Genomic DNA, 22,639 nt, shown 5'->3' with positions numbered 1-22,639 from the left:
AGGCTGCAACGCAATAGCAAGTGAAACCGATAAAATATTCACCGGGTCGGATTCTAAGCGCGGCCGCAAACTCAAGAGTGCGGCCAAGCAGATTATCAGCGGCCTAAATCAGAGCCAGAAAATAATGGAGTCCGCCATAAATTCGATAAATTGACACCTCACTAAGATATATACGAGATAGCGATGAGTGACAACTTTGACAAAATATTAAAGCAATTGAGGCACCACAGCGAAATATTAAAACACCTTAAAAGACCTTCGGGTGCCATAGGGAAAATTATCGCCAACATGAAGGAAGCGCAAATCCAATTAAATCGTTACCCGGACAGCGCCGAAGCCAAGGCAGCCGTCAGTCAACTAATAAAGGCAAAGGACAGCGCCAAGAGCGCCATCGATGCCGCCAACACCTACATTGACATAGTGGCCGACATCCTGGGAGAGAACACCGTCTCCGAGGAAGTTCTCGCATTTCTCCGCGTCGAAAATCGACTAACCGACTTAAACATGGCAGAGGTCTCACTTTTTGAGGTTGGCGAATATAGCGCACTTAAGAGCCGCCCGGGACGCGACGGCATGGAAATGGATCACATTCCGTCGAAGGCTGCGTTGTGCCAAGCAACATGTCGCCACATCGAAACCAAAATTGAAAGAGATCTAAACGACAAGGAAGTGGCCGCAGTACTTCAAGTCGTCGAGAAACTGGGAGGAGCGATAGCGATTCCCAAGGAAATGCACGAAAAGTTAAGCCGTACAATAGGTGGCCGCAATACCGATACACGTATACGTCAAGATAGTTCGGATATCATTCGTGCGATCAAAGCAGATGTAGATGCGTACACACCCGAACTCCGAAGGAAAGGCTATAGTGACAAAGACATAGAAATGATACACACTAAGTTAGTGACACGTTTTAGCTATCTTAAGGAGCAAATATGGCGACGAAAATAGATGGAGATATTAATCAATATATCAAATTGGTCGGAAGAAGCGACGAATCAGTTAAGACTGAAGTACAGCAAATCATTGATGAGTTGGACTGCGCTCCCGTAATCCGGGAGATTGACAAGGAGTTTACTGGCTACGGCTTGAGTAAATCATATTGGCTGCTGCACGATGCTGGGGTAGAATTCCGCTGGTCAAACGATCTGCTTAAGGCGGTGTCACTGTATACACAAAGAGGTGAATCATCCGTTTCGGAATACAAGCCTTATGCAAATCCGCTATTCTCGAACTTCTCCAACACTGCAACGCATGATGAGATTATTCGCCATCTTGGAACTCCCGCTAATGAAGCAGATCAAAACACAACGTGGGTGCGCTCAGCTTGGGTTCGTTATAATCACGAGACTGGCAACTGGATACATTTCGAATTTGATGACGATATGCATCTGAAGATGGTGACGATTTGCGTGCCCATAGGCTAGTCGACTCGGCTATCTTCCACTAATATGCTGTGTAGATACTCGTTGATAGGCTCAGTGGTGGTATCGTTCGCTCATGACATACTCAGCCACTGTCGTTCAGATGCTCCTCTCCAGCCCGAGCGACCTCCCGCCAACGCACAGGGATCTGATTCATAGCACGATACGCTCGTGGAACACAAACTATAGCCGACGCTTTGGAGTGCTGTTTTCACCTACCGATTGGCAGGAAGGAACGAGCCCGAGTTACGGGCAAGAACCACAGGCTTTTATTAACGAGCAGTTGGTTGCTTCATCTGACATGGGCTTGGTGGTGTTCACTAGTCGGCTTGGCACGCCGACGGAAACTCACCTGTCTGGAACGGTTGAAGAAATAGATCTACTACATAGTCAGGGCAAACGGGTCGCAATCCTGAGAAATATGACGCCAAGCGCTCCACCCACGACAGCAGAGGCGATCCAGCAGTCGGCTGCATTAAACGAGTATCTTACGTCAATCCAAAACAAGGCGCTCTTTAGCAATTATTCAACGAACGAGCAATTGACGCAGATTATCAACAACACGTTGAACAACGTTGCACGTGATTATGACCCACCCAGCGAGCCAATCGCCTCTCCCGCACATAATTCTAAGACTAATCCTTCGTTCGGCGTTTGGCCTTCAGTTGAGATTGAACGCTACACCGAAACTGATGGTAAGGGACGACTTAAGAACAAACGGCGACTGTATCTAACCCTCACAAACCGAACCGGGCAGCCAGTGACCAATGTGTCTTATCGATACGAAGACGGCGACGATGAGTCGGGCACGCCGTTCGATCTTAGTTTTGATGCCAACAATGTCATCAGCACGATGGCACCAGATGCTGTCCAACGGTACCCCATTTTTCAAGTCCACGGATCGACAAACAAGGCAGATTGTGTAGTCACCTGGACTGACGTGGACGGAACTAGCCATGAAACGAAGGCCAGCGTGAGGGTTAATTGACAATCAGGAAGATCATCAAATATTCAGGGGTGTAGTTGCAGTCCACCAGCAGCATGAACACAATGAAACGTTCAACATTATAGCATCGGCTATTTTACATCCTCCCACCCATTATGTTATCCTCAAAACATAAAGCATTTAACGGGTAAAGGAGGTGCTTATCATGCCGTCTGCCTATTCTCAGGCTGAATACCTTGCGTCTCTTCCACGGCAGGTCGAGATTCCTCCCACGACGCCAGAGCACTACATCACTGGCCTCTATGCTTTGAACCTGGCTGCGCCAGAAGGCACCAGTGGGGACTGGCATGACGTCTTCCACTGGCAGGACGGCGCTGAGCAGCCACGCCAGGTGACTCTGGCCGGTATGGGAGACATCGACACCACGCCGATCTACGGTGACCTAGGCATCTACGAGGGCAGAGACCGCTTAGTAGCCCAAGGCCTAGACATCCCTGCCAGTATGCAGCGGGTCTACATCGCCAACCACTCACGGGCCATCTTGGACTTGCTCTACCGCTCCCTCCATCGCTGGGGACGCGTCCTCAACCTAACTGGTGCCACCACCGACTGGCTCGACACCAGAGAGCAAGGCGAGCGGCTCCTCGAGCAGGCCACCTTGCTTGAGCCGGCCTTCCATCTAGCTGCCCAGGATGAGCTACGCCGCTGGATTGCTGATGAAGCACGCACGCTGAGGGCGGTGTATGGGCGATGAACCACCAATACCACCACGCCAGCACTCGCCAGAGGCCCACCTGCCAGGGCCGTTCGAGCACCACCCGTTCACGCCAGAGCAGGCACGCCACGTCGCCCTGATGCGGGCCATCGCCCAAGAGCTGACCAGCCGCACCGGTGACGCCTTCGTCCTCAAGGGTGGCACCGCCTTACTCCTGGCCTACGACCTGCCACGTTTCTCCATCGACCTGGACTTCGATGGCCGTAGTCCCTCCGTCGACCTGACCGAGTCCATCCAAGCCGGTGCCGCGGCCGCTCAGCTGACTGTCCACAGTCTGCGCGAGGCCAAGCACACGCCTACCGTGCACCGTCACATGCTGCACTACCGCGACGACGTCATGCGCCCGCTCAAGATCGAGGTCTCCTACCGCCAGGCCCAGCAGATCGACGAAGACGACGTCACCACCATCGATGGCATCCGCACCTACCGCCTGGAGAAGCTGGCCTCGCTCAAGATCGACGCCCTGGTCAACCGCACCAAGGCCCGCGACATCTTCGACACCAGCTTCCTACTCCACCGCTACCCCGAGGCCATCACCGACGACGACCTGACCCGCATCGACCAGCTCATCGACCTCATCGGTCTCAACGACCTGGAAGCCATCATGCAGGACGATGACATCCTCAACCGCTTCGACCTCACCCACATCGCCGTCAGCCTCGTCGAGAACGTGCTGAGGATGAGACGAAAGCGAGGAGGGGGATAGGGCAACTAAGGTTTCATAGCTCAGAACATACCAACCGAACAATTGGCCATGGCTGATGGACTGACTTTCTTGCCCACAAATTCGCACCGCCCGACCATTTGTTAGCTTACATTTTGCGAGGATTCTACTGTAACTAACTAGTCACGCGACGGTCGAGTAGCCTCGCTTACCTTCTAGCTAAGGGAGTAGAGTGGCACCATGGCACGGCAAGCTGGGTACTACGAGTGGAATGACGATCTGACCCCGGGCAAGAAAAAGGAAGGTGGGTGGCACCAGAATCTCTACGATACGGAAGGACGACTCAAGGGCAGTGCGCGCTTTGTCCCAGTAGACGACGACCAGGAGGATCCAATCGTCGTCACCGAGACGATGTATATCCCTGCTGATGAACGTCTTTCAAAGACGCAGGAGATGGTTGCAGATATAATTGCATCCGTTATTGTCAAACTCATCGAAGACGGCGCAAAGGCAGCTACACCGCGTGTCAAACGGTGGTGGAATGAAACCGCTGTGCCGTTCGCTAAAGAGAAAACAAACAGCTGGAAACGCCGCCACACCGCACGCCATTCCGAGAAGAAGCCACAAAGCGTCGAAGGCATAGTGATTGACGCCGTCGCTTCCTCTACAGAAGAGTCTTCTTCCGCCACGATAATGCCGACCGATGAGCGACCGGTTATGTCGAGTGCCGAAGCACAGGCTCGTCTTCTTGCCGCAGTTGCTGCCCGCGCCTATAGCGATGAGCAATTACGGATGGTGTCGGGGTCGCAGATTATTGATGTCGAAGATGTCGCAACTGTCCAGTCTGCTCTGACCCAAGTTCCTCGCGAGCACCTTGTCGAATTCATCAAATACATGACACGTAATCCTCGCCTGTTGGAGGAATCAAGCCTCGCGAACCTAGCAAGCCTTATTGGAGTAGTCGATCAGTCGGAGAATATGCCAGCTGATGGGATGACGTATACTGAATAGGTAGAGGATTATCAGAAGAGATAAAGGCACAGTCGTCCGTCAATCTATCTCTTCGGGTCGCCACCCATCCAAATACTTCTTAATCAGTTCGAGTAGATCTGCACTATCTGATTCAGGAGCCTCACACATCTTGTTGTAGACGTGCTCAATCGTTGACTCATCGGAGTAAACGCCGCAGAGCTCTCCCCATGCAAGAACAGGTGTGCGATGAACAGTCGCACTCCCAAAGGTTTGACGTCTATTTTCACCCACTGCTGACTTAAACACAACGTAGTGAACAGATAGTGGAGCAGTTGCATCAATCGTCTGGGCAATACGGTTCCCCCAGTACACGGGAGCGATCAGCACTCTCAGCGGCTTGTCTTCATGCACAAGTTGTTCGATCGGCATAGCAGCAGCGTCCTGCTCGTACTGCTGCTGAAGTTGCTGCGCGTACGACGATGACACGAGTCTGCGCCCTGCATCCGGTACGTGGCCAACAAGCAGCATTAGCTCAAGCTTAGCCGAAAGACTCCGCAACCGAGGAATGATGGAATCGACTGCAGCCTCTACGGCGCCTCCATTCCTTTGGTACTGCTCCAGAATTTTATTGATGGTATAGGTAACATTATATCGAGCCTCCGGCATAAACACTGACCTATCATCATGCCGAGGAAGGCGTGTCATTGCACCAAGAATTTCCACAATTACGTTAATAAGTCCCGCTTTAGAATATTCTCCCGCGAATCGACCAAGATCGCTGATGACGTCCTCTAGCTCATCGTCCACTATCGCATTGAACGCATGCGCCAGGGCTACATCATCGTCAGTAAGTTGATAGATTCTCTCTGCATTCGCAAACGCAATCAGCTGATCAGGAAGTACCTGCTCGAGATAGACTTTCATGACCTCTGAGTAAGCAACACGCCGTTTTCGAAGATACTCATCTGGTCTGCCAATTTCAGCAGAGAACATGCCAGGTTCATAGTATGACGAGGTTGGCAAAGTGATACGAAGAAAGGCGTCGATAATTGCTTCGTCTTGAGGAACGTTGCTCAACGCCTGACTAATGTTGATTTCCTTTTCTTCCTTACTTCGAATTTCATCGATATTGATCTTCGAATTTCCTTCCGGTAACCGGTGGGCCACAAGATACCAAAACGCGTCCGGCAGGAAGAGGCGCATCGACTCGAGTGCAACGATGTCCGAGACTTCGACGCTATCAGTGAGTGCAGCAACCGTCGATCGTACTGCCATCGCTAGACGCCGCACATCTCGCATATTCTTTATAGCCGGCACCACGATACTGAGGAGCGTATTATCCCACACTTCTCGGTCGAGTCTAACTTTCACTTGCTCCAGCGCAAAATCCAAAGCCTGAGCCACTTCACGAGTGAGCACCTTCCTTGGAATCAATGGAATCTCAAACCCATTTTGCACAATCTTCTCAAGATAGGCACGTCCAGGCACTCCATCCTCCGTCAGAGCATTTTCTACTCGTATACGATCAAAAGACAGGAGGTAAATGACATTAGGAAAGTTCGCTGTCAGACGCACCAGTTTGAATATCTCGCGTACTTCCACTTTATCAAGCCGATCAATGTCGTCCACAATAACGACAATTGAGGAGTCTATGTTCGTCAGCGCTTCGGCTACTTGTTCCTTTTGCTCAACCACACTAGTTGTTCGTAGGTTGCGATGCTTTGCCATCACCTGAAACGGCGTCAGTACACCATTTGCCCACGCCCCCACCACAGGCACAGAAGTCAACGGCGTCAACATTTCGCCATAGTCTATAATTTTGTCAATAGCGGCGCGATACTTCACACCCTTTTTATTGAGTTTAGCATTGATTTCTCGAAATAATCCATCCACGAGTTCTTCCACACCCGATAATAGCCAGGGATTGTACTCGACAAGCATTGACCCACTATTCGAAAGCCGTTCTTTAACGAGGTTAAGCACTGATGTCTTACCTGACCCCCATTGCCCCATAACTGCCATAACATAGCCTTGCGACGCGTCGATCATGTCGATCTCACGCACGATTCGCTCGACGAACTTGCTGCGTTGCAGTAGATCTTCCGAGGCCGTCGAGATGGGATTGTCCGCAAAATAGCTGATAGCACTCGGTGTTTTCTTGGGGTGATCAGTCATCAGTGACCCTCTTGATAAATAGGACTGCTGACGCCCGGGAGTGTTTGGTCAGCACTATATGGACGAATCATACCTGGCCAGTTTCGCGCAGCAAGATCACGGTTGCGTACATATACGCAAACATTTTTATGTTATAGTAATAAATAGATATGCCCAATTTCTCACTCTCTCCCCACCACCGCCTCCGCCGGCTCAAAGCCGCGCTGTTGGCCGTCTCTCTGACGCTGGCTGGCATCCTCCTCATGATGCTCAACGCCTGGATCGCTCCGCTGCGGCTAGGTGACTGGCAGTGGCTGCACGCCCTGCCGTTGGGAGAGCTGGGTGGGACGTTGTTTGGTGCGGGGCTGCTGTCGACGTTCTTCGAGTACACCTTCCGGAGGGATCAGGAGGCGCACACACTGGCACGCTTCCGCCAGATCATCCGCGAGGAGGCTCCAGCGATGCGTGACGCGGTGGTGGAGGGCTTCGCCATCCACCCTGAGGACTTGAAGCGTGTGGCTACGCCGGAGCTGCTGGATGACATCGCCGCTAACGTGATGGCCCTGCGCCTGGGTGACGAACAGTTCGCCCGCGAGATCTACCGCGACATCCGCGACCAAGCCATCCGCGCCGCCGAGCGGTGGTACGACGTGACGGTGCGCGTTCGGCTCTCTACTGCAGTAGAGAGGAGTACCGCAGGTACTCCTCTGTTTGACGTCACCGTGGAGTGGGAGTACACCACCGTACCCAGCAGTGCCACCCGGCGCTTCGCGTGCGTGTCTGACCAAGATGAGTACAACGAGCTACTCGCCGATACACCGGCCACGGCAGCATGGCTTCTCCAGAACCGTCCAGGCGTTGACGCAGCCAGCCGATCCTCCTACCAGCTCCTCGAGCTGACGGTAGACGGACGCTCACAGACGATTCGTCGCAGCACCCGCAAGACAGGCCAGACGTACAGCGTCAGCCTGGATGAGGACGCCGTACAAGGGCAGCCAGTCCGTATCCGCCAAGTGATCCGCACAGTGGTGCCGAGATGGGGCCACCGTCTCTTCTTCGAGGTCGCCCAACCCACCCGAGACCTATCGGTACACCTCGACTACAGCGATACGACCATCGCCGACCTGCGCGTCAGCGACACCGTAGCCACTGCTCAATCTGCTCGCGTCACCCGTATGCCAGATGCGGTACCAGGCAAGGCCGTCACTGTCGAGGCAAGCGGTTGGCTCATGCCACACTCCGGCTTCGCCTTCACCTGGGCACTGCAAGACGAGCTGCCCCAGACCACTCAGCCTGAGGCAGCCACCGCTCGACGAGCGGGCTAGTTCTGATCACTCGCCGCCACCCATGATGACCACCTCCTCACCTACTCGACCGCTACGGACAACCCCAGAATACATCGTCCTGAGATACATAGTCTCTGGATTGGGAGTCTTCGGCCGGTTGAGATGGAGCCGTGCCCACCGACCGCAAGCCACCGCTCTCACCAGCCACCGGTGAGTTCGGCCGGCGTGTGCGCGCCCGCCGCGAGCAGATGGGTCTGTCCCAGGAGAAGCTGGCCGAGCGCACCACCCTGCACTGGTCGTACATCGGCCAGGTCGAACGCGGCCAACGCAACCTCAGCCTCCACAACATCCTCCGCATCGCCCACGCCCTCGACACCGACGCCGGCGGGTTGGTGAGCGGGTTGGAGGTGTCGCCAGGTTGACTTTGAACGGTCTTTAAGACCGACGGCACCGCAGTTGCCGTCACTCCTCGCGAGCAGCTGCCAGGTGACGCCCGATGGTCATGCCACTGAAGCCTAGCCGCTTGGCGATCTCAGCAATGGTCAGGCCTTGCTGGCGGAGGAGGATCGCCTGGGCACGGTCTTCGTCGGTGAAGCGGTGCCTGCGCTCCAGCCCTGCCTGCCCGCGCAGCCGGTAGACCGTCGAGCGGTTGACGCCCGTCTGCCGGACGATCTCCTTGACGGGGACGCCGGCGCGGTACAGGTCAATCACCTGCTGGCGCTGCTCGGATGTGAGCGGCCGGAACTTCGTCTGCTTGATGCGGCCGACCACGCGCGGCGACCGTGACGCTGTGTCGGGCGCATCACTCTCACCGTTCGGCCGCTCCCCCACGCTGGTGGCCGGCGCGGCGCATCGTGGCTGCAGGGACTCACCTTCGGGCCCTGCCGCATCTGCCCCATGAGACGGCCTGGACTCGTCCGCATCGCCGACCGCACCATCCGCCCCGTCAATAGCCGGCAGATGCGCTACATTGGGGCCGGTACACACCTGGCCGCCCTCACCGGCGGCCAGCTTCCTTCGGAAGTCCAGAAGCACCATCAGGTTGTTAGGGTCAATGGTGCGGAGCTGTACTGTCGCCCCTTTTGCTCAAATATTGGGGCGCATCTCGCCTCCGTGGTGGAATCGGTAGACACCGCGACCTTAAAAGTCGCTGCCTACGGGCGTGCGGGTTCGAGTCCCGCCGGAGGCACCACAGCATCGCTATACAAACCCTCACCACTGGCTCGGAAACACGTCACAGAGTTCCTCTCGCATCGGTTCAGTCTCTGGACTGGTTGCGGGCCTGGAGCCCGGCCGAACCAGGTGAGGCTAATGAGCTCAACGGCAACCCACCTTGCTCATAACGGGTAAGCGGCACTGAAGGCACGCACGCGCGGTCCCAGACCATTCATGAAGGACTCCAGGCGCAACGGCAGGTCGGGGTTAATCGCCCCCACCACATCCCAGTCGGGGAAGAGCGTGCCAAGCTTCTTGTCATTGGCGTAGAAGACGATGTCCTGCCCCGGCATCACTGACACCGTGAACCTCACCTGCTCCCATGGAATCGGGATGAAGACTCGACGCAGTGCCTTTCGGGAGACCAGGAAGCAGGCATCCTCGGTCATCACGGAGGTAAGCCGAGCACCCTCACTCGTACGCAGGAACGGCACGCCGCTCCAGTGCTCCTGATCAAGACTCGAGTCGGTCCAGAACGTGGTCGCCGCAGCGCCGTCGCCGCCAGCAGGCAGATCCCACAGAGGTATACGGGCAGCTCTCAGATCTTCGAAGACGCCCCCGATGCCTCCTGCATCGGCAGGACGCCAGAAGACCTCCTGCGCCAGAGCACGTGCACGCAGGAACGTCCCCACATCCGTGTCCGCATTCTCAAGCACCTTGGCGGTAGCCGAGTCCAGAGGATGCTCAGCCGTCGCCAACCATCCCCTGGCGCCGAGACGGACAGCACGCACACGCTCGGCAGGAATGAGGGCCTCGATCGCGCCGATCAAGGCACTGAGATCCTCCGCAGGCCAGATTTCGGTGCGGAACAAGGTGACAGGAGCAGTCAGTGCCATGATGTGTGCGCCTTCAAGAATGATCGCAGCATCAACATGGCGAGTCTCAGGTGTTGCGTACATGACCTGGAACGCCACCTTGCCCACGATGACCGAGGCCAGATACTGCCCCCACCCGGAGCAGCGGTCAACGAAACCCTGCACGTAGCGCTCAAGGAGGGCCGCCAACGTACGCTCATCTATATAGCCCGCTGCGCGAGCCGAGGTGAGGATGTTGATGACGCGGCAGCAGTCGAAGCCGGCCGCCACTGCGGAGCCGGCGAGCATCGACACGGCGGGTACGTGCTCAGCCACGAGACTCGAATCCGGCCATAAGCCGGCCTCGGTCTCCAACGAGTCACACCACTCGATCGCAGAGGCGGCGTCCACAACCGCGAAGGACTCCTCCAGGAGAGTCGCCGCGACCTCTTGACTCAACCCCGCCAGACCAGCACCCTCCGTGTCCCAGAGCTCAGGAGCTGCATCGTGATACGGCCTAGCCAGGAACTCGTAGTCAGCGTGAAAGGGAGAGACAAGCATCATGGCGTCAGTGAGCACGATCGGACTCCGTTCTAGGCATGAGTGTTGCTCTCAGAGCCTTTCAGACACAGTACGGGAGGACAAGGTATTAACCGGGAAAATACGGGATCAGGAGGTCTTGTCGTCTCCTCTTCTCCCGGGTCTACGGGACCTTTGCCCTCCCGCTACGGGAAGGGGGACACTGTCCCTGCCCCACCCCCGCATCAAGGAGCCGTCATGAAGATCGCCGCCCGGGCCGAAGCCGCTCAGCCCTTTTATGCGATGAGCATTGGCGAACGCGCCGGGATCCTCCAGGCAGAGGGCCACTCGATTGCCAAGCTCAGCCTGGGCGAGCCCGACTTCGGCGCCCCTCCCGCGGTCCGCGAGGAGATGCGCCGTGTCATGGACGGCCGGCCACTGCCCTACTCCCCCGCCCTGGGTCTACTCGCACTGCGTGAGGCCATTGCGGGCTTCTACCGGGACAGGCACGGCGTTGAGATGGATCCCGCCCGGATCGTCGTCACCACCGGTGCGTCCTCGGCGCTCCTGCTGGTGGCCGCTGCTACCACCCAGCCCGGTGACGACGTCGTCATCGCAGATCCGTCCTACCCCTGCAACCGGCAGCTGGTGGAGACCTATGGCGGTCGGATCGTTCTGGCGCCCACCAGTCCTGCCAGCCGGTACCAGATGGACCGGGCCGCAGCCGAGGCGGCGTGGACTGAGCAGACGAGCGCGGTGATGCTGGCGACCCCCTCCAACCCCACGGGCACGTCGATTCCCTTCGAGGAGCTGGCGTCGATCTGTGCACTGGCGCGCGAACGCAGCGCCTGGCGGATCGTCGATGAGATCTACCTGGGCCTGGCCGATCCAGACAAGGACGGCGCACCGGCCCGAACTGTCCTGGAGACCGACCCCGAGGCAATCGTCATCAACTCCTTCTCCAAGTACTTCGGGATGACGGGGTGGCGACTGGGCTGGGCGATCCTTCCCGAGGAGCTGGTGGCCCCCGCGGAGAACCTGGCGGTGAACTACTTCCTGTGCGCCTCGACGCCTATTCAGCAGGCCGCGCTGGCGGCGTTCTCCCCCGAATCCATCTCCGTGTGCGAGCAGCGCCGCCAAGAGCTCTTCGCCCGCAGGAGCATCGTGCTCGACGGGCTGGAACGCATCGGCCTCCCGGTCCCGGTCCTGCCCGACGGCGCCTTCTACGTCTACTTCGACGCCTCCTCCACAGGGCTCGATGCCCAGACCTTCTGTCACCGTGCTCTGGAGGAGGCGCATGTGGCGCTCACTCCGGGGCAGGACTTCTCCACGACCACGGCCCGCTCCCATGTACGACTGTCCTACGCAGCCTCCCGCGACGAGCTGCGCGAGGGAATGGAGCGCCTCGAAACTTTCATCAACAGTCTGTAAATAAACAGGCATTCAACTCAATAATCTAGTGTCGAGCCATGTGCATCAATGTGGCACTCACCTGTTCACATGTTGCACAATTCTCGTCATGTCCGTGCAGACCCTGCTTCTCTCCGCCGCGCTGGCGGTTTTTGGAGTGATCGCCACTATCGAGATCTCCAAAACAACCCATCAGAAAATACGCTTGCGCCGCGACAAGGCAGCTTCCGCCCCACACCGGGGTGAGGAGTCCACATGGAATGAGCTGACTGAGCACCATCGGCCTGTCAAGGATTCCACGCCCGATGAGTTCACCGCCGGCCCACATGAGCGACTCCTGGCGATCTGCGCGCCGTACTCCCTGTGCCGCCGGGACCCGTGCGACCGTCTCACCTGCTCCGATCTTGACGGCACGCGCACCATGCTCTCCCTCGATTGGGGAGTGTGCTCCCGCACCGATCTCCTCTCCCGGGTCCACTGGCTCATCACCTCCGGCCACCGCACCGGCTTCGAAGCGGAGCGCGCCCGCTGGATCGACACCTCCCTGGCGGAGGCTGAGCGCCACGAGCTGCGAGAGTCTGCCGCGTCATCCTCAGACGCTGCCGAGACGCTGTGGCGCCTTGAGCGCATGCTCAACAATGATCGGGACATCCGGAACGTGGACTTCTCCGCCTGGGACCTGGTGCGTGCCGGCATGCTGACGCGCTGCGGATTCGCGCTGGGCTGGCTGACCGAGGAGGAGACCTGGGACACGCTCGCGATCCTGGACCGTGGGCTGCGGGAGCGTTATCGGAGCTGGACGCAGGTGTCGGAGTCGTTCCGGCTGGCCCGCTGGTACTGGAACTCCACGAGCGGCAAGGACGAGCACTTCAACGACCTGCACGACCTCAACCGCTCGCTGGTTCTCCTCAGCCCCGACGGGCCATGGGGGCTCATCGACTGGGACGTCGAGACTCCTGAGCCCTCGTTCCTGATCCTCGACGACCTGCTCGATGCCGGCGTGGCCACACCATTGAGTGCAGGCGATCGGAAGCGCGCCACGCACTGGGAACGCTGGGTCGACGATCAGGTCATTGCCCGCGGGCAGCACCGCCCCCAGCACTTCGGCACCCACGCCGACCAGCACCACCGCTTCGCCAAGCGCGCCTGAGGAATCGCGTCAACGGCGGCACTGCACCGAGACGCCGGACTGTGCCCGCCTATCACCATGACGACCGCTCGGCGCGGGCAGCCAGGTCCGGGCTGGGACTATCCGTGCTTGTCCACCATCATCTCTGCTGCTTTGACGGCCCGGCGACGACGTGTCTCGGCGCGCTTCGCCTCACCGATCCATCGCAGGTACTCGTTACGGTGCGATGGGTGCAGAGCCGCGAATATCCTCTCCGCCACCGCGGCTCACGCAACTAGCATCGACGTATGCAGGCCAATCCGTACGTGCCCTTCCTGCCGCCCCACCACCAGCACGCGGCCTCGCTGGTGCCTAGGTCGACGTGGTGGCGGTGGCACGGCCATCGTGTGCACATTGCGCGTGCATCCGCCCCGGGGGCGCCAGCCCGGGTGCTGATCGTCCACGGGGCGGGCGGGCACAGCGGGGCGCTGTGGCCCATCGCCGCACTGGTGGCCTCACGCGGCATCGACGTCAGTGCCGTCGACCTGCCTCTGTACGGGCGCACGAGGTCTCCGGTTCCCGCAGCCGTGCGTTACGACACCTGGGTCAATCTCCTCGTCGACCTCATTGAGGCCGAGCGCGACCACCGCCCCCTGGTGCTTCTGGGCGCTAGCATCGGTGGTCTTCTCACCTATGAGGTGGCGGCCCATTCGCCGCATGTTGCGGCGGTGGCAGCCACGTGTCTGCTTGACCCGGGCAACTGGCGCGCCCGAGCGCATATGACGCGTGCAGGAGCACTGGGCGTCCTGGGCGGGCCATTGTCGATGCTCGCCCGAGGAGGACTGGCGCACACCATGGTCTCGATGAGCGCGGTGGCGAACCTGCGGAGGATGAGCCGCGATCGCGCGCTGTCTCGTCTGTGCTCTATCGATCCGCGTGGGGGCGCCGCCAGGGTCCCCTTAGGGTTTCTCGCCTCCTACCTGCGGTTCACACACACCCCACCCGAGCGCAACCGCACGCCGGTGACGCTTCTGCACCCAGGTCGGGACGCGTGGACGCCGATCGAGCTCAGCACCCGAGTTCTGTCGCGAGCAGCGGGTCCGGCCGACCTGGTGATTCTGCGCGAGTGCGGCCACTTCCCCGTCGAGGACCCCGGAGTCACGGAACTCGTCGACGCCGTCGCCGGCCTGGCTCGGCGCCTCGGTTCGCAGGGTGAGGCCTGAGGAACTGCGGGCCCGCCGGTGCCCAGCCACACTCATGGTGGACCCGGCCGGACTCGAACCGACGACCGACGCGGTGTAAACGCGTTGCTCTACCAACTGAGCTACAGGTCCAGGTGCAGTGGCGGCCGGGAGCACGTTGCCCGAGTTCCCAGTGCCTGCACACAAAACTGACGGCGCGAGCCGCCTCAGCCGGAGACTTTACCGCCTCCGCCGGACGTGCCACCAATCATCTCCGCCACGGAGAGCGGAGAATGTCACGCGGCCATCGGGGTCGTCTCAGCGCCCTCGGCTGGAGACCCTGATGCCACTCCAGTGCTGCCCCATGGAGGCTGCGGAGGTCGCATGCATGCCTGCCGTCTGGGCGGCCTCCTCCACCTCAGCGGCCGGGACGGCGCCGGTGGTGCGCGCCTTGGGCGTCAGCACCCAGATGAGTCCTGCGCCGTCGAGGTTGGCCTGAGCGTCCACGAGGAGATCGGTGAGGTCGTCGACGTCGCCGTCGTCGTCACGCCACCACACGATGGCCGAGTCGGCCACGTCCTCATAGTCCTCATCCACCAGAGTGGTTCCGGTCTCCGCCTCAACGGCCTGCCGCAAGGTCTCGTCGACGTCGTCGTCGTAGCCGAACTCCTGAATGATGAGACCGGAGGCGAAGCCGAAAGCCCCACCCGCTGTACTCGCCACGTCTTTACACCGTCCTTCTGGGCCCAGCCCGTCTACCGCTCGCCCGTTGCTGGACGATAGGTACTAGCCCACCGCACCGGGCACCAGCCGCGCAAGTGAACACGCACGTCAGGTTACCTTGGACTTTCCTTTGAAGGCTGGTTCCAGCGCGGCCGCGAACTCGAGGCTCCTTCCCCTCTGCCCCAGGTACCGAAATCAACCCACCATCATGTGAGTCACACCATACGTGAGGTAGGACTTTCCTCCCGTTGGGTGCAGCGTTCGCGCCGTTGCAGGTCGTAGATTAGGGCCGTCATCCACAGTGGCCTGACTTCAGGCGCACGCCGACGCCACCTTCGGCGCCACGGCACGCAATGAGGCTCAGGCCGACCGCACAGACGCGAGGAAAGAGGATTCCGTGAGCCCCACCAGTGACTCCACGCCGCTCATTGACGGCCTCCTGACAAAGGTGACCGACAACGACCCAGAGGAGACCAAGGAGTGGCACGAGTCCCTCGATGCCCTCATCGCGGACAAGGGCGCCAAGCGCGCGCGCTACATCCTGCTGAGCATGCTGGCCCAGGCCCGGCAGAAGAACGTCACGGTCCCCACCGAGACGACGACGCCGTACATCAACACCATCGACGTCGCCAACGAGCCCTACTTCCCCGGTGACGAGAGCGCCGAGCGCACCTACCGGCGCTGGCTGCGCTGGAACGCCGCCGTCATGGTCACCCGCGCCCAGCGCCCCGGGGTCGGGGTCGGCGGACACATCTCCTCCTACGCCTCGACCGCGACCCTCTACGAGGTCGGCTTCAACCACTTCTTCCGCGGCAAGGACCACCCCGGCGGCGGCGACCACGTCTTCTTCCAGGGCCACGCCTCACCAGGAAACTACGCCCGCGCCTTCATCGAGGGACGTCTCACCGAGGCCGACCTGGACGGCTTCCGCCAGGAGGAGTCGCGCCCGGCCGGTGGCCGCGGCCTGCCCTCCTACCCCCACCCGCGCCGCATGGAGGACTTCTGGGAGTACCCCACCGTCTCCATGGGTCTTGGCCCGTCGGAGGCGATCTACCAGGCCTGGTTCGACAAGTACCTCCAGGGCGCCGGCATCAAGGACACCTCTCAGCAGCACACCTGGGCCTTCCTGGGTGACGGCGAGATGGACGAGCCCGAGTCGCGCGGCATGCTGCAGCTGGCCGCCAACCAGCAGCTGGACAACCTCACCTTCGTCATCAACTGCAACCTCCAGCGCCTCGACGGCCCGGTGCGCGGAAACGGCAAGATCATCCAGGAGCTCGAGGCCTTCTTCAAGGGCGCGGGCTGGAACGTCATCAAGGTGATCTGGGGCCGTGGCTGGGACCAGCTCCTCGCCGCGGACAAGGACCACGCCCTCGAGCACCTCATGATGGAGACCCTCGACGGCGACTACCAGACCTTCAAGGCCAACGACGGCGCCTACATCCGTGAGCACTTCTTCGGCCGCGACCCGCGCACCGCCGAGCTCGTCAAGGACTGGACCGACGACGAGATCTGGGCCCTGCAGCGCGGCGGCAACGACTACCGCAAGATGTACGCCGCCTACAAAGCGGCCACGGAGCACAAGGGCCAGCCCACCGTCATCCTGGCGCACACGGTCAAGGGCTACCTCCTGGGCGGCCACTTCGCCGGCCGTAACGCCACCCACCAGATGAAGAAGCTGACGCTGGACGACCTTAAGGCCCTGCGCGACCGGCTCCACATCCCGATCACCGACGAGCAGCTCGAGGCCAACCCGAAGATGCCGCCCTACTACCGGCCGGCTGCCGACGACCCCTCGCTGCTCTACATGCTGGACCGGCGCCGTCAGCTCGGCGGCTTCATCCCCGAGCGCCGCGATGCCGGTGTCGAGCTCGAGCTGCCCGGTGACAAGACCTACGACATCCTCAAGGGCGGCTCGGGCAAGCAGGAGGTCGCCTCCACGATGGCCTTCGTGCGCCTGCTTAAGGAGCTCATCAAGGACAAGGGCATCGGACGGCGCATCGTCCCAATCGTTCCGGACGAGTCGCGCACCTTCGGGCTGGAGTCACTCTTCCCCACCAAGAAGATCTTCAACACCCAGGGTCAGAACTACACGCCGGTCGACGCCGACATGATGCTGTCCTACCGGGAGTCCGCCTCCGGTCAGCTCATGCACACGGGCATCAACGAGGCCGGTTCGGTCTCCCTGTTCCAGGTGGCCGGAACGAGCTACGCCACCCACGGCGAGCCCATGATCCCGGTCTACATCTTCTACTCGATGTTCGGCTTCCAGCGCACCGGCGACCAGTTCTGGGCCGCCGGCGACCAGCTGACCCGCGGCTTCATCATCGGGGCCACCGCCGGGCGCACCACCCTGACCGGTGAGGGCACCCAGCACATGGACGGTCACTCCCCTGTCATCGCGGCCACCAACGACGCCGTCGTCAGCTACGACCCGGCCTATGCCTACGAGATCCGGCACATCGTGCGCGACGCCCTGGAGCGCTGGTACGGCCCGGACTCGGGTCGCAACCGCGACGTCATGTACTACCTGACCGTTTACAACGAGCCGATCCACCAGCCCGCTGAGCCCGACGGTGTCGACGTCGAGGGAATCCTGCGTGGTATTCACCGCATCAGCACGGCTCCTGACGGCGAGGGCCCTGAGGTCCAGCTCCTGGCCTCCGGCGTCGGGGTGCCCTGGATCGAGGAGGCTCGCCGCATCCTGGCCGAGGACTGGGGCGTGCGCGCCGCCACCTGGTCCGTCACCAGCTGGAACGAGCTGCGGCGCCAGGCTCTGGAGGTGGAGAAGGCCAACTTCCTGGCCCCCGACGGCGAGCGGCAGGTCCCCTACCTGACGCAGAAGCTCTCCGAGGCCACTGGTCCCTTCATCGCCACCAGCGACTACGACCACCTGGTCCCCGACCAGATCCGCGCCTGGGTGCCCGGCGACTACTACACGCTGGGCGCCGACGGCTTCGGATTCTCCGACACCCGGGCCGCCGCCAGGCGCCACTACCTCATTGACGCCCAGTCGGTGGTGGTGCGCGCCCTCCAGGCTCTGGTGGAGCAGGGACGCCTCGACCGCTCCGTCCTGGCCCAGGCCGTTGCCCGCTATGACTTGACCAACGTCAACGCAGGCACCTCCGGCTCCCAGGGAGGGGAGTCCTGATCCGCCCCGTGCGGCTATAGTTGGACGCACTGACCAATTGTGGTGCCGGTGGAGCGCGGTCTTCCGTGTTCCACCGGCACCACCATGTCTGCCGAATCATGTCTGCCGAATGAGGTCCCCCCTTGTCCCGCTCCCAGCTCCTGCGCTCCACCGCCTTCATGGCCGCGTGCCTACTGACCCTGTCCGGTTGCTCAGTCGGCTGGACCGGCGCCAGGGGGACGTCCTCGGCCCCGCCGGACCAGGCTCAGGACGCCCCAGAAGCCGCGGAGGAGCCGACAGGGAAGCTGGAGGACACCAGTCCCATGGATCCGCTGGAGTACGGCAACTGCACATCCTCCGACATCCAGGACTACGACGACGAGCTGACCGACAACGACGCGGAGGACACCCGCGCCCAGGCGGAGGCCCAGGTCACCAAGGTCATACCGGCCTCCGAGCAGGTCAGTGTCACCGCTAACGAGCTCTCCACCGATCAGGTGGTCAAGGTCTCGGCAGGCGCTCGAGACGTAACAATCACCGCACAAAGTCTCGTGGTCGTCATCGAAGGAGAGATCGAGTCACTGACCATCAACGGCTTCGACAACACGGTCTGGGTCGGCGCTTCCAATAAAGTCACGTTCGGCGCGAACGACGGTGACAGCCAGAATTACGTCTTCTGGCACTCCAGGCCTCCGCAGGCGAAGGTGGATCCGCAAGGCCTCAACATCATCGGCAAGGACGTTCACGCCCCGGTCGTCCGCTCCTGCCGTTCCTTCTCATGATGCCCTGCGGGATATAGAGCCGGAATCGGCCTTCCGAGGTCGGCGAGGCAGTGCGACAAGCCGCTGACCGCCCGCAGGCCTTCGGAAGGCCGATTCCCCTTACCCCTCCGAGTCAGGCGCCGCGGACACAACCGGCGGAGTTGACGGATCGGATCCTGAGTAGACGTTCAAGTCGCGGAAATGGGGGCGCAGAAGATTCTCAGGGCTGAGAATCTCATCAAGAACAGACTCCTCGAGCAGCCCCATCTCCAGAACCACCTCTCGCACGCTGCGTCCTGAACGGGCGCACTCACGGCCCACCAGGTCACCGTTGTGATGACCGATCACCGGGTTGAGGTAGGTAACGATTCCAATCGAGTCCAGCACATTGCGGCGACATACCTCCTCGTTGGCCTCGATCCCCACGACACACAGCTCCCGCAGGGTCGACATCCCGCGGGTGAGCAGATTGATCGACTCGAAAATCGCCTGGGCGATCACCGGTTCCATGACGTTGAGCTGAAGCTGTCCCGCCTCAGCGGCGAAGGTCAGCGCCACATCGTTTCCCATGACCTTGAAGCAGACCTGGTTCACCACCTCGGGGATCACCGGATTGACCTTGGCCGGCATGATGGAGGATCCGGCCTGGCGTTCAGGCAACCTGATCTCCCCCAGCCCCGCACGAGGTCCGGAGGACAGCAGGCGCAGGTCGTTGCAGATCTTGGACAGCTTCACCGCCAGACGCTTGATCGCCGCATGCATCGAGACGTAGGCACCTGTGTCACTCGTGGCTTCCAGCAGGTCATGCGCTCCTCGAATGTCCAGACCGGTGATCTCCCGCAGACGCCCGACAACAGTGCTCTGATAGTCCGGAGGCGTGTTGAGCCCCGTGCCGATCGCCGTGGCCCCGAGGTTCACCTCCAGAAGCAGGGCGGCATTGTTGTGAAGCCGGCTGACCTCCTCCTCCAGCAGAACGGCGAAGGCCTCGAACTCCTGCCCCAGGCTCATCGGAACAGCATCCTGAAGCTGAGTACGCCCCATCTTCAGAACATGGACGAGCTCGGTTCCCTTGGCTCGCATCGCCGCGATGAGTCGCTCGAGCTCCTCGATGAGCGAACCGACGAGGGCGAACAGTCCCAAACGGAATCCGGTCGGGTAGGCGTCGTTCGTCGACTGGGACTTGTTGACATGATCGTTGGGATTGATGATGTCGTAACGGCCCTTGGCATATCCCAGGTACTCCAGCGCGAGGTTGGCGATCACCTCGTTGGTATTCATGTTGACGCTGGTCCCAGCACCCCCCTGGAACTGGTCGACCGGGAACTGATCGAGGCAACGCTCAGCAACCAGCACCTGGTCACACGCCCACACAATCGCACCAGCGACCTCCGGGTCAAGAGCCCCCAGATCACTGTTCGCTAACGCTGATGCCTTCTTCACCTGCACCATGCCGCGAACAAAGGCCTCTTCGTCGCCAACCACTGATCCAGAGATCTGGAAGTTCTCCATCGCACGTAGCGTGTGGATTCCCCAATAGGCTTCTAATGGAACTTCCCGTGCACCAAGAAGATCTTCCTCTGTGCGGGTTGCCTTCGTCATCCTGAGCCTCCGAGTTGTCTAGCTAGGCACCTGCTTGCGCACATCCATGCTGACATACGACGCGCACGTTCAGGTCATTGCAGATTCACATACCATGGCTTCCACAATGGTTACGCTATTGTAACCTGACTAATCCGCTCCGCCTCGACGACACACCACCCTCAGTTATCCCCGTATTTTCAAGACAAACTCGTGTCGGATCACACGCCGCGCCAATCGAGAACCTACTGTCCTCAGGATATTCCAGTCGGTAGCATCCACAGCATGGATGAGTTGAGCGCTCCGGGAGTGTCTGCACTGCGACAGGCGCAGGACACAATTATTGAACACTCACTGGACCGCATCAGTTCGGCCCACGATTTCTACCGAACCCTGCCGGAAGGATCGCGTGACCAGATCGCGGCGGTGGCCCGCCTGGGCGTCACCATGTTCGTCGACTCGGCGGAGAACCCCTCGACACCGCTGACCCCCTCGCAGATCTTCTCCGTGGCGCCTGCGGCCCTGACCGGCGTCATCACGCTGGAGCAGACCCTGGCTCTGGTGCGCACCGTCCTCGACGTTGTTGTTGACGAGGCGCCTCGAGCCGTACCCGAGGAGGACCATGACACCGTCCGCATCCTCGTCCTGACCTTCGGACGTGACGTCGGCTTCGCCGCGGCCGAGGTGTACGCCCGGGCAGCTGAGGCCCGCGGCGCCTGGGACGCACGGTTGGAGTCCGTAGCGGTCGACGCGATGCTTCATGACGCCCCCGAGGACGCCGCGACCCGGGCCGGAACCGCCGGCTGGAACGGGACCGGGCCGGTGGCGGCCATCGCCGCCAAGACCACTCTGGATGCGCTCGGCGTCTCCAGGCTGCGTCACGAGTGCCGCAACCTGGCCAGCGACTGTCTGGTATCCGTACGCGGCGACTCCGTCCTCATCGTCCTGGGCGACAGCCAGGCGGCTCACGCTGGGACGTCCAAGCACTCCGGCCGGGAGGCCACCCCTGAGCAGCTGGTGGACCAGGCGGCCATGCAGGTGGCCGGCGGCCTGGGCGGGTCAGCCGTCGTCGGCCCGGTGGTTCCAGGGATCTCGCACGCGGGCCGTTCACTGCGCTCGGCCCTGGCCGGGCTGCGCGCGCTGCCCGGCTGGGCCGAGGCTCCCAACCCGGTCCACGCCGACGATCTCCTTCCCGAGCGCCTTCTGGCCGGCGATGAGCTCGCCTGCGAGCAGATCCTCAACCTGGTGCACGCCCCCCTGCACGAGATGGGCGACCCCTTCGAGAGCACGGTGGCCACCTATCTTGCCCTGGGCGGCAGCCTGGAGGCCACTGCTCGGAACCTGTTCGTGCACGCCAACACGGTGCGATACCGCCTGGGCCGGGTCAGCGAGCAGGTCGGCTGGGACGCGACGAACGCCCGTGACGGCCTCATGCTGCACATGGCAATCATCGTGGGCCGACTCGCTGTCAGCCGAGAGGCCTGACGCGCCGCGCCCTAATACGCACTCTCGTCCACTCCTTCACGACCGGACCCGTCCATCACCCTCGGACAGGTCCGGTCGTGGCGCTATGACCGTGCCCCGGCCGCAAGCCGGCCCCTGTGACGCACCGATGCAGGAGCACCCCTTCTCATCTGGGACAATGGTCTGACCTGCGGCGCAGCCGCCGGCTAACCACAACCATCATCGAGTCACTGCGCCGCGACGGAACCTGGATGCTCCGTCACGGCGCCCGAAGGAGCCACCATGGCTGAGCAGAGCAAGGACGACGTCCTGTCCGTCATCACCCAGATCGTCAGTGAGGAGTCCGGCGTCGCCGCCAAGGACATCACCCGCGAGACCGCCTTCGCCCAGGACCTCGACGTCGACTCGCTGGGTCTGCTGACCATCGCCACCCAGGTCGAGGAGCGTTTCGGCGTAGCCCTGGACGACTCCCTCATCCCGACCCTGCCCACTGTTGGAGCGCTGGTCGACCTGGTGACCTCCAAGAAGGCCTGACAAC

At 60.9% G+C, this 22,639-nt stretch carries 21 protein-coding genes and 2 tRNA genes; 16 read left to right on the top strand and 7 right to left on the bottom strand.

Features of this window, described 5'->3' with window-relative positions:
• Positions 1-183: 183 nt before the first annotated feature.
• The 6 genes from HMPREF3165_RS13340 (at position 184) to HMPREF3165_RS13330 (ending at position 4,817) form a co-directional block, all read left to right on the top strand.
• Positions 184-948, top strand: coding sequence for a hypothetical protein (locus HMPREF3165_RS13340; RefSeq protein WP_141745052.1), 765 nt, complete (start codon positions 184-186; stop codon positions 946-948).
• Positions 933-1,424, top strand: a complete 492-nt coding sequence (locus HMPREF3165_RS13335; RefSeq protein ID WP_141745051.1) for a hypothetical protein — start codon at positions 933-935, stop codon at positions 1,422-1,424. The genes HMPREF3165_RS13340 and HMPREF3165_RS13335 overlap by 16 nt, the downstream gene beginning before the upstream one ends.
• Before the next feature lie 73 nt (positions 1,425-1,497).
• On the top strand, positions 1,498-2,409 hold the full coding sequence (locus HMPREF3165_RS13045) for a hypothetical protein (protein ID WP_083303296.1): 912 nt from the start codon (positions 1,498-1,500) through the stop codon (positions 2,407-2,409).
• A 163-nt stretch (positions 2,410-2,572) separates the two neighbouring features.
• The gene (locus HMPREF3165_RS10575; RefSeq protein WP_070513301.1) at positions 2,573-3,121 is read left to right on the top strand and encodes a hypothetical protein; all 549 of its coding nucleotides are present in this window, start codon (positions 2,573-2,575) and stop codon (positions 3,119-3,121) included.
• 100 nt (positions 3,122-3,221) lie between these two features.
• Positions 3,222-3,848: a nucleotidyl transferase AbiEii/AbiGii toxin family protein gene (locus tag HMPREF3165_RS10570; RefSeq protein ID WP_070513290.1), complete on the top strand. Its 627-nt coding sequence runs from the start codon at positions 3,222-3,224 to the stop codon at positions 3,846-3,848.
• A gap of 198 nt (positions 3,849-4,046) precedes the next feature.
• Complete coding sequence (locus HMPREF3165_RS13330; protein ID WP_141745050.1) at positions 4,047-4,817, top strand: hypothetical protein; 771 nt, start codon at positions 4,047-4,049, stop codon at positions 4,815-4,817.
• A 39-nt stretch (positions 4,818-4,856) separates the two neighbouring features.
• Here the strand turns inward: HMPREF3165_RS13330 and HMPREF3165_RS13040 are convergent, their stop codons facing one another.
• Entirely contained in the window at positions 4,857-6,953 is a 2,097-nt protein-coding gene (locus tag HMPREF3165_RS13040; RefSeq protein ID WP_083303295.1) for a KAP family P-loop NTPase fold protein, read from the bottom strand.
• A gap of 149 nt (positions 6,954-7,102) precedes the next feature.
• Here HMPREF3165_RS13040 and HMPREF3165_RS10565 point away from each other — a divergent pair, with 149 nt between their 5' ends.
• Complete coding sequence (locus HMPREF3165_RS10565; RefSeq protein ID WP_070513286.1) at positions 7,103-8,257, top strand: hypothetical protein; 1,155 nt, start codon at positions 7,103-7,105, stop codon at positions 8,255-8,257.
• Between the two features lie 131 nt (positions 8,258-8,388).
• The gene (locus HMPREF3165_RS10560) at positions 8,389-8,640 is read left to right on the top strand and encodes a helix-turn-helix domain-containing protein (protein ID WP_256275275.1); all 252 of its coding nucleotides are present in this window, start codon (positions 8,389-8,391) and stop codon (positions 8,638-8,640) included.
• Positions 8,641-8,680: 40 nt separating this feature from the next.
• On the opposite strand, the gene HMPREF3165_RS10555 is transcribed toward HMPREF3165_RS10560, so the two are convergent.
• The gene (locus tag HMPREF3165_RS10555) at positions 8,681-8,989 is read right to left on the bottom strand and encodes a helix-turn-helix domain-containing protein (protein ID WP_256275274.1); all 309 of its coding nucleotides are present in this window, start codon (positions 8,987-8,989) and stop codon (positions 8,681-8,683) included.
• A gap of 336 nt (positions 8,990-9,325) precedes the next feature.
• On the opposite strand from HMPREF3165_RS10555, the gene HMPREF3165_RS10550 reads away from it, so the two are divergent.
• Positions 9,326-9,410: transfer RNA gene (locus HMPREF3165_RS10550), tRNA-Leu, on the top strand.
• Positions 9,411-9,555: 145 nt separating this feature from the next.
• Here the strand turns inward: HMPREF3165_RS10550 and HMPREF3165_RS10545 are convergent.
• Positions 9,556-10,806, bottom strand: a complete 1,251-nt coding sequence (locus HMPREF3165_RS10545) for a DUF1266 domain-containing protein (RefSeq protein WP_070513275.1) — start codon at positions 10,804-10,806, stop codon at positions 9,556-9,558.
• 198 nt (positions 10,807-11,004) lie between these two features.
• Between HMPREF3165_RS10545 and HMPREF3165_RS10540 the strand changes: the two genes are divergently transcribed.
• On the top strand, positions 11,005-12,177 hold the full coding sequence (locus HMPREF3165_RS10540) for an aminotransferase class I/II-fold pyridoxal phosphate-dependent enzyme (protein WP_070513272.1): 1,173 nt from the start codon (positions 11,005-11,007) through the stop codon (positions 12,175-12,177).
• Positions 12,178-12,265: 88 nt separating this feature from the next.
• A complete protein-coding gene (locus HMPREF3165_RS10535) occupies positions 12,266-13,306 on the top strand; it encodes a DUF1266 domain-containing protein (protein WP_070513269.1) in 1,041 nt (346 codons plus the stop codon).
• A 98-nt stretch (positions 13,307-13,404) separates the two neighbouring features.
• On the opposite strand, the gene HMPREF3165_RS13035 is transcribed toward HMPREF3165_RS10535, so the two are convergent.
• Positions 13,405-13,545 (bottom strand): YdeI/OmpD-associated family protein, encoded by a 141-nt coding sequence (locus HMPREF3165_RS13035; RefSeq protein WP_083303294.1) that lies wholly within the window; start codon positions 13,543-13,545, stop codon positions 13,405-13,407.
• Positions 13,546-13,572: 27 nt separating this feature from the next.
• Between HMPREF3165_RS13035 and HMPREF3165_RS10530 the strand changes: the two genes are divergently transcribed.
• Positions 13,573-14,487, top strand: coding sequence for an alpha/beta hydrolase (locus tag HMPREF3165_RS10530; RefSeq protein ID WP_070513264.1), 915 nt, complete (start codon positions 13,573-13,575; stop codon positions 14,485-14,487).
• A gap of 35 nt (positions 14,488-14,522) precedes the next feature.
• Here HMPREF3165_RS10530 and HMPREF3165_RS10525 read toward each other — a convergent pair.
• Both HMPREF3165_RS10525 and HMPREF3165_RS10520 read right to left on the bottom strand, forming a co-directional pair.
• Positions 14,523-14,598: transfer RNA gene (locus HMPREF3165_RS10525), tRNA-Val, on the bottom strand.
• A gap of 165 nt (positions 14,599-14,763) precedes the next feature.
• On the bottom strand, positions 14,764-15,168 hold the full coding sequence (locus HMPREF3165_RS10520; protein WP_009406144.1) for a DUF3052 domain-containing protein: 405 nt from the start codon (positions 15,166-15,168) through the stop codon (positions 14,764-14,766).
• A gap of 397 nt (positions 15,169-15,565) precedes the next feature.
• On the opposite strand from HMPREF3165_RS10520, the gene aceE reads away from it, so the two are divergent.
• Both aceE and HMPREF3165_RS10510 read left to right on the top strand, forming a co-directional pair.
• Positions 15,566-18,319, top strand: a complete 2,754-nt coding sequence (gene aceE, locus HMPREF3165_RS10515) for a pyruvate dehydrogenase (acetyl-transferring), homodimeric type (protein WP_070513258.1) — start codon at positions 15,566-15,568, stop codon at positions 18,317-18,319.
• A 122-nt stretch (positions 18,320-18,441) separates the two neighbouring features.
• Positions 18,442-19,080 carry a DUF3060 domain-containing protein gene (locus HMPREF3165_RS10510; protein ID WP_070513253.1) on the top strand — a complete coding sequence of 213 codons (639 nt, stop codon included), beginning with the start codon at positions 18,442-18,444 and terminating at the stop codon, positions 19,078-19,080.
• A gap of 99 nt (positions 19,081-19,179) precedes the next feature.
• On the opposite strand, the gene aspA is transcribed toward HMPREF3165_RS10510, so the two are convergent.
• Positions 19,180-20,658 carry an aspartate ammonia-lyase gene (gene aspA, locus HMPREF3165_RS10505; RefSeq protein ID WP_070513250.1) on the bottom strand — a complete coding sequence of 493 codons (1,479 nt, stop codon included), beginning with the start codon at positions 20,656-20,658 and terminating at the stop codon, positions 19,180-19,182.
• Between the two features lie 264 nt (positions 20,659-20,922).
• Here aspA and HMPREF3165_RS10500 point away from each other — a divergent pair, with 264 nt between their 5' ends.
• Both HMPREF3165_RS10500 and HMPREF3165_RS10495 read left to right on the top strand, forming a co-directional pair.
• Positions 20,923-22,122: a PucR family transcriptional regulator gene (locus tag HMPREF3165_RS10500; protein ID WP_020991465.1), complete on the top strand. Its 1,200-nt coding sequence runs from the start codon at positions 20,923-20,925 to the stop codon at positions 22,120-22,122.
• A 261-nt stretch (positions 22,123-22,383) separates the two neighbouring features.
• Positions 22,384-22,635 carry an acyl carrier protein gene (locus HMPREF3165_RS10495; RefSeq protein ID WP_070513247.1) on the top strand — a complete coding sequence of 84 codons (252 nt, stop codon included), beginning with the start codon at positions 22,384-22,386 and terminating at the stop codon, positions 22,633-22,635.
• The last annotated feature ends 4 nt before the right edge of the window (positions 22,636-22,639 follow it).

Source organism: Actinomyces sp. HMSC08A09 (assembly GCF_001807465.1).
In the GTDB taxonomy this organism is placed as follows: Bacteria; Actinomycetota; Actinomycetes; order Actinomycetales; family Actinomycetaceae; genus Actinomyces; species Actinomyces oris.
This window is presented reverse-complemented; position numbering and strand designations above follow the sequence as displayed.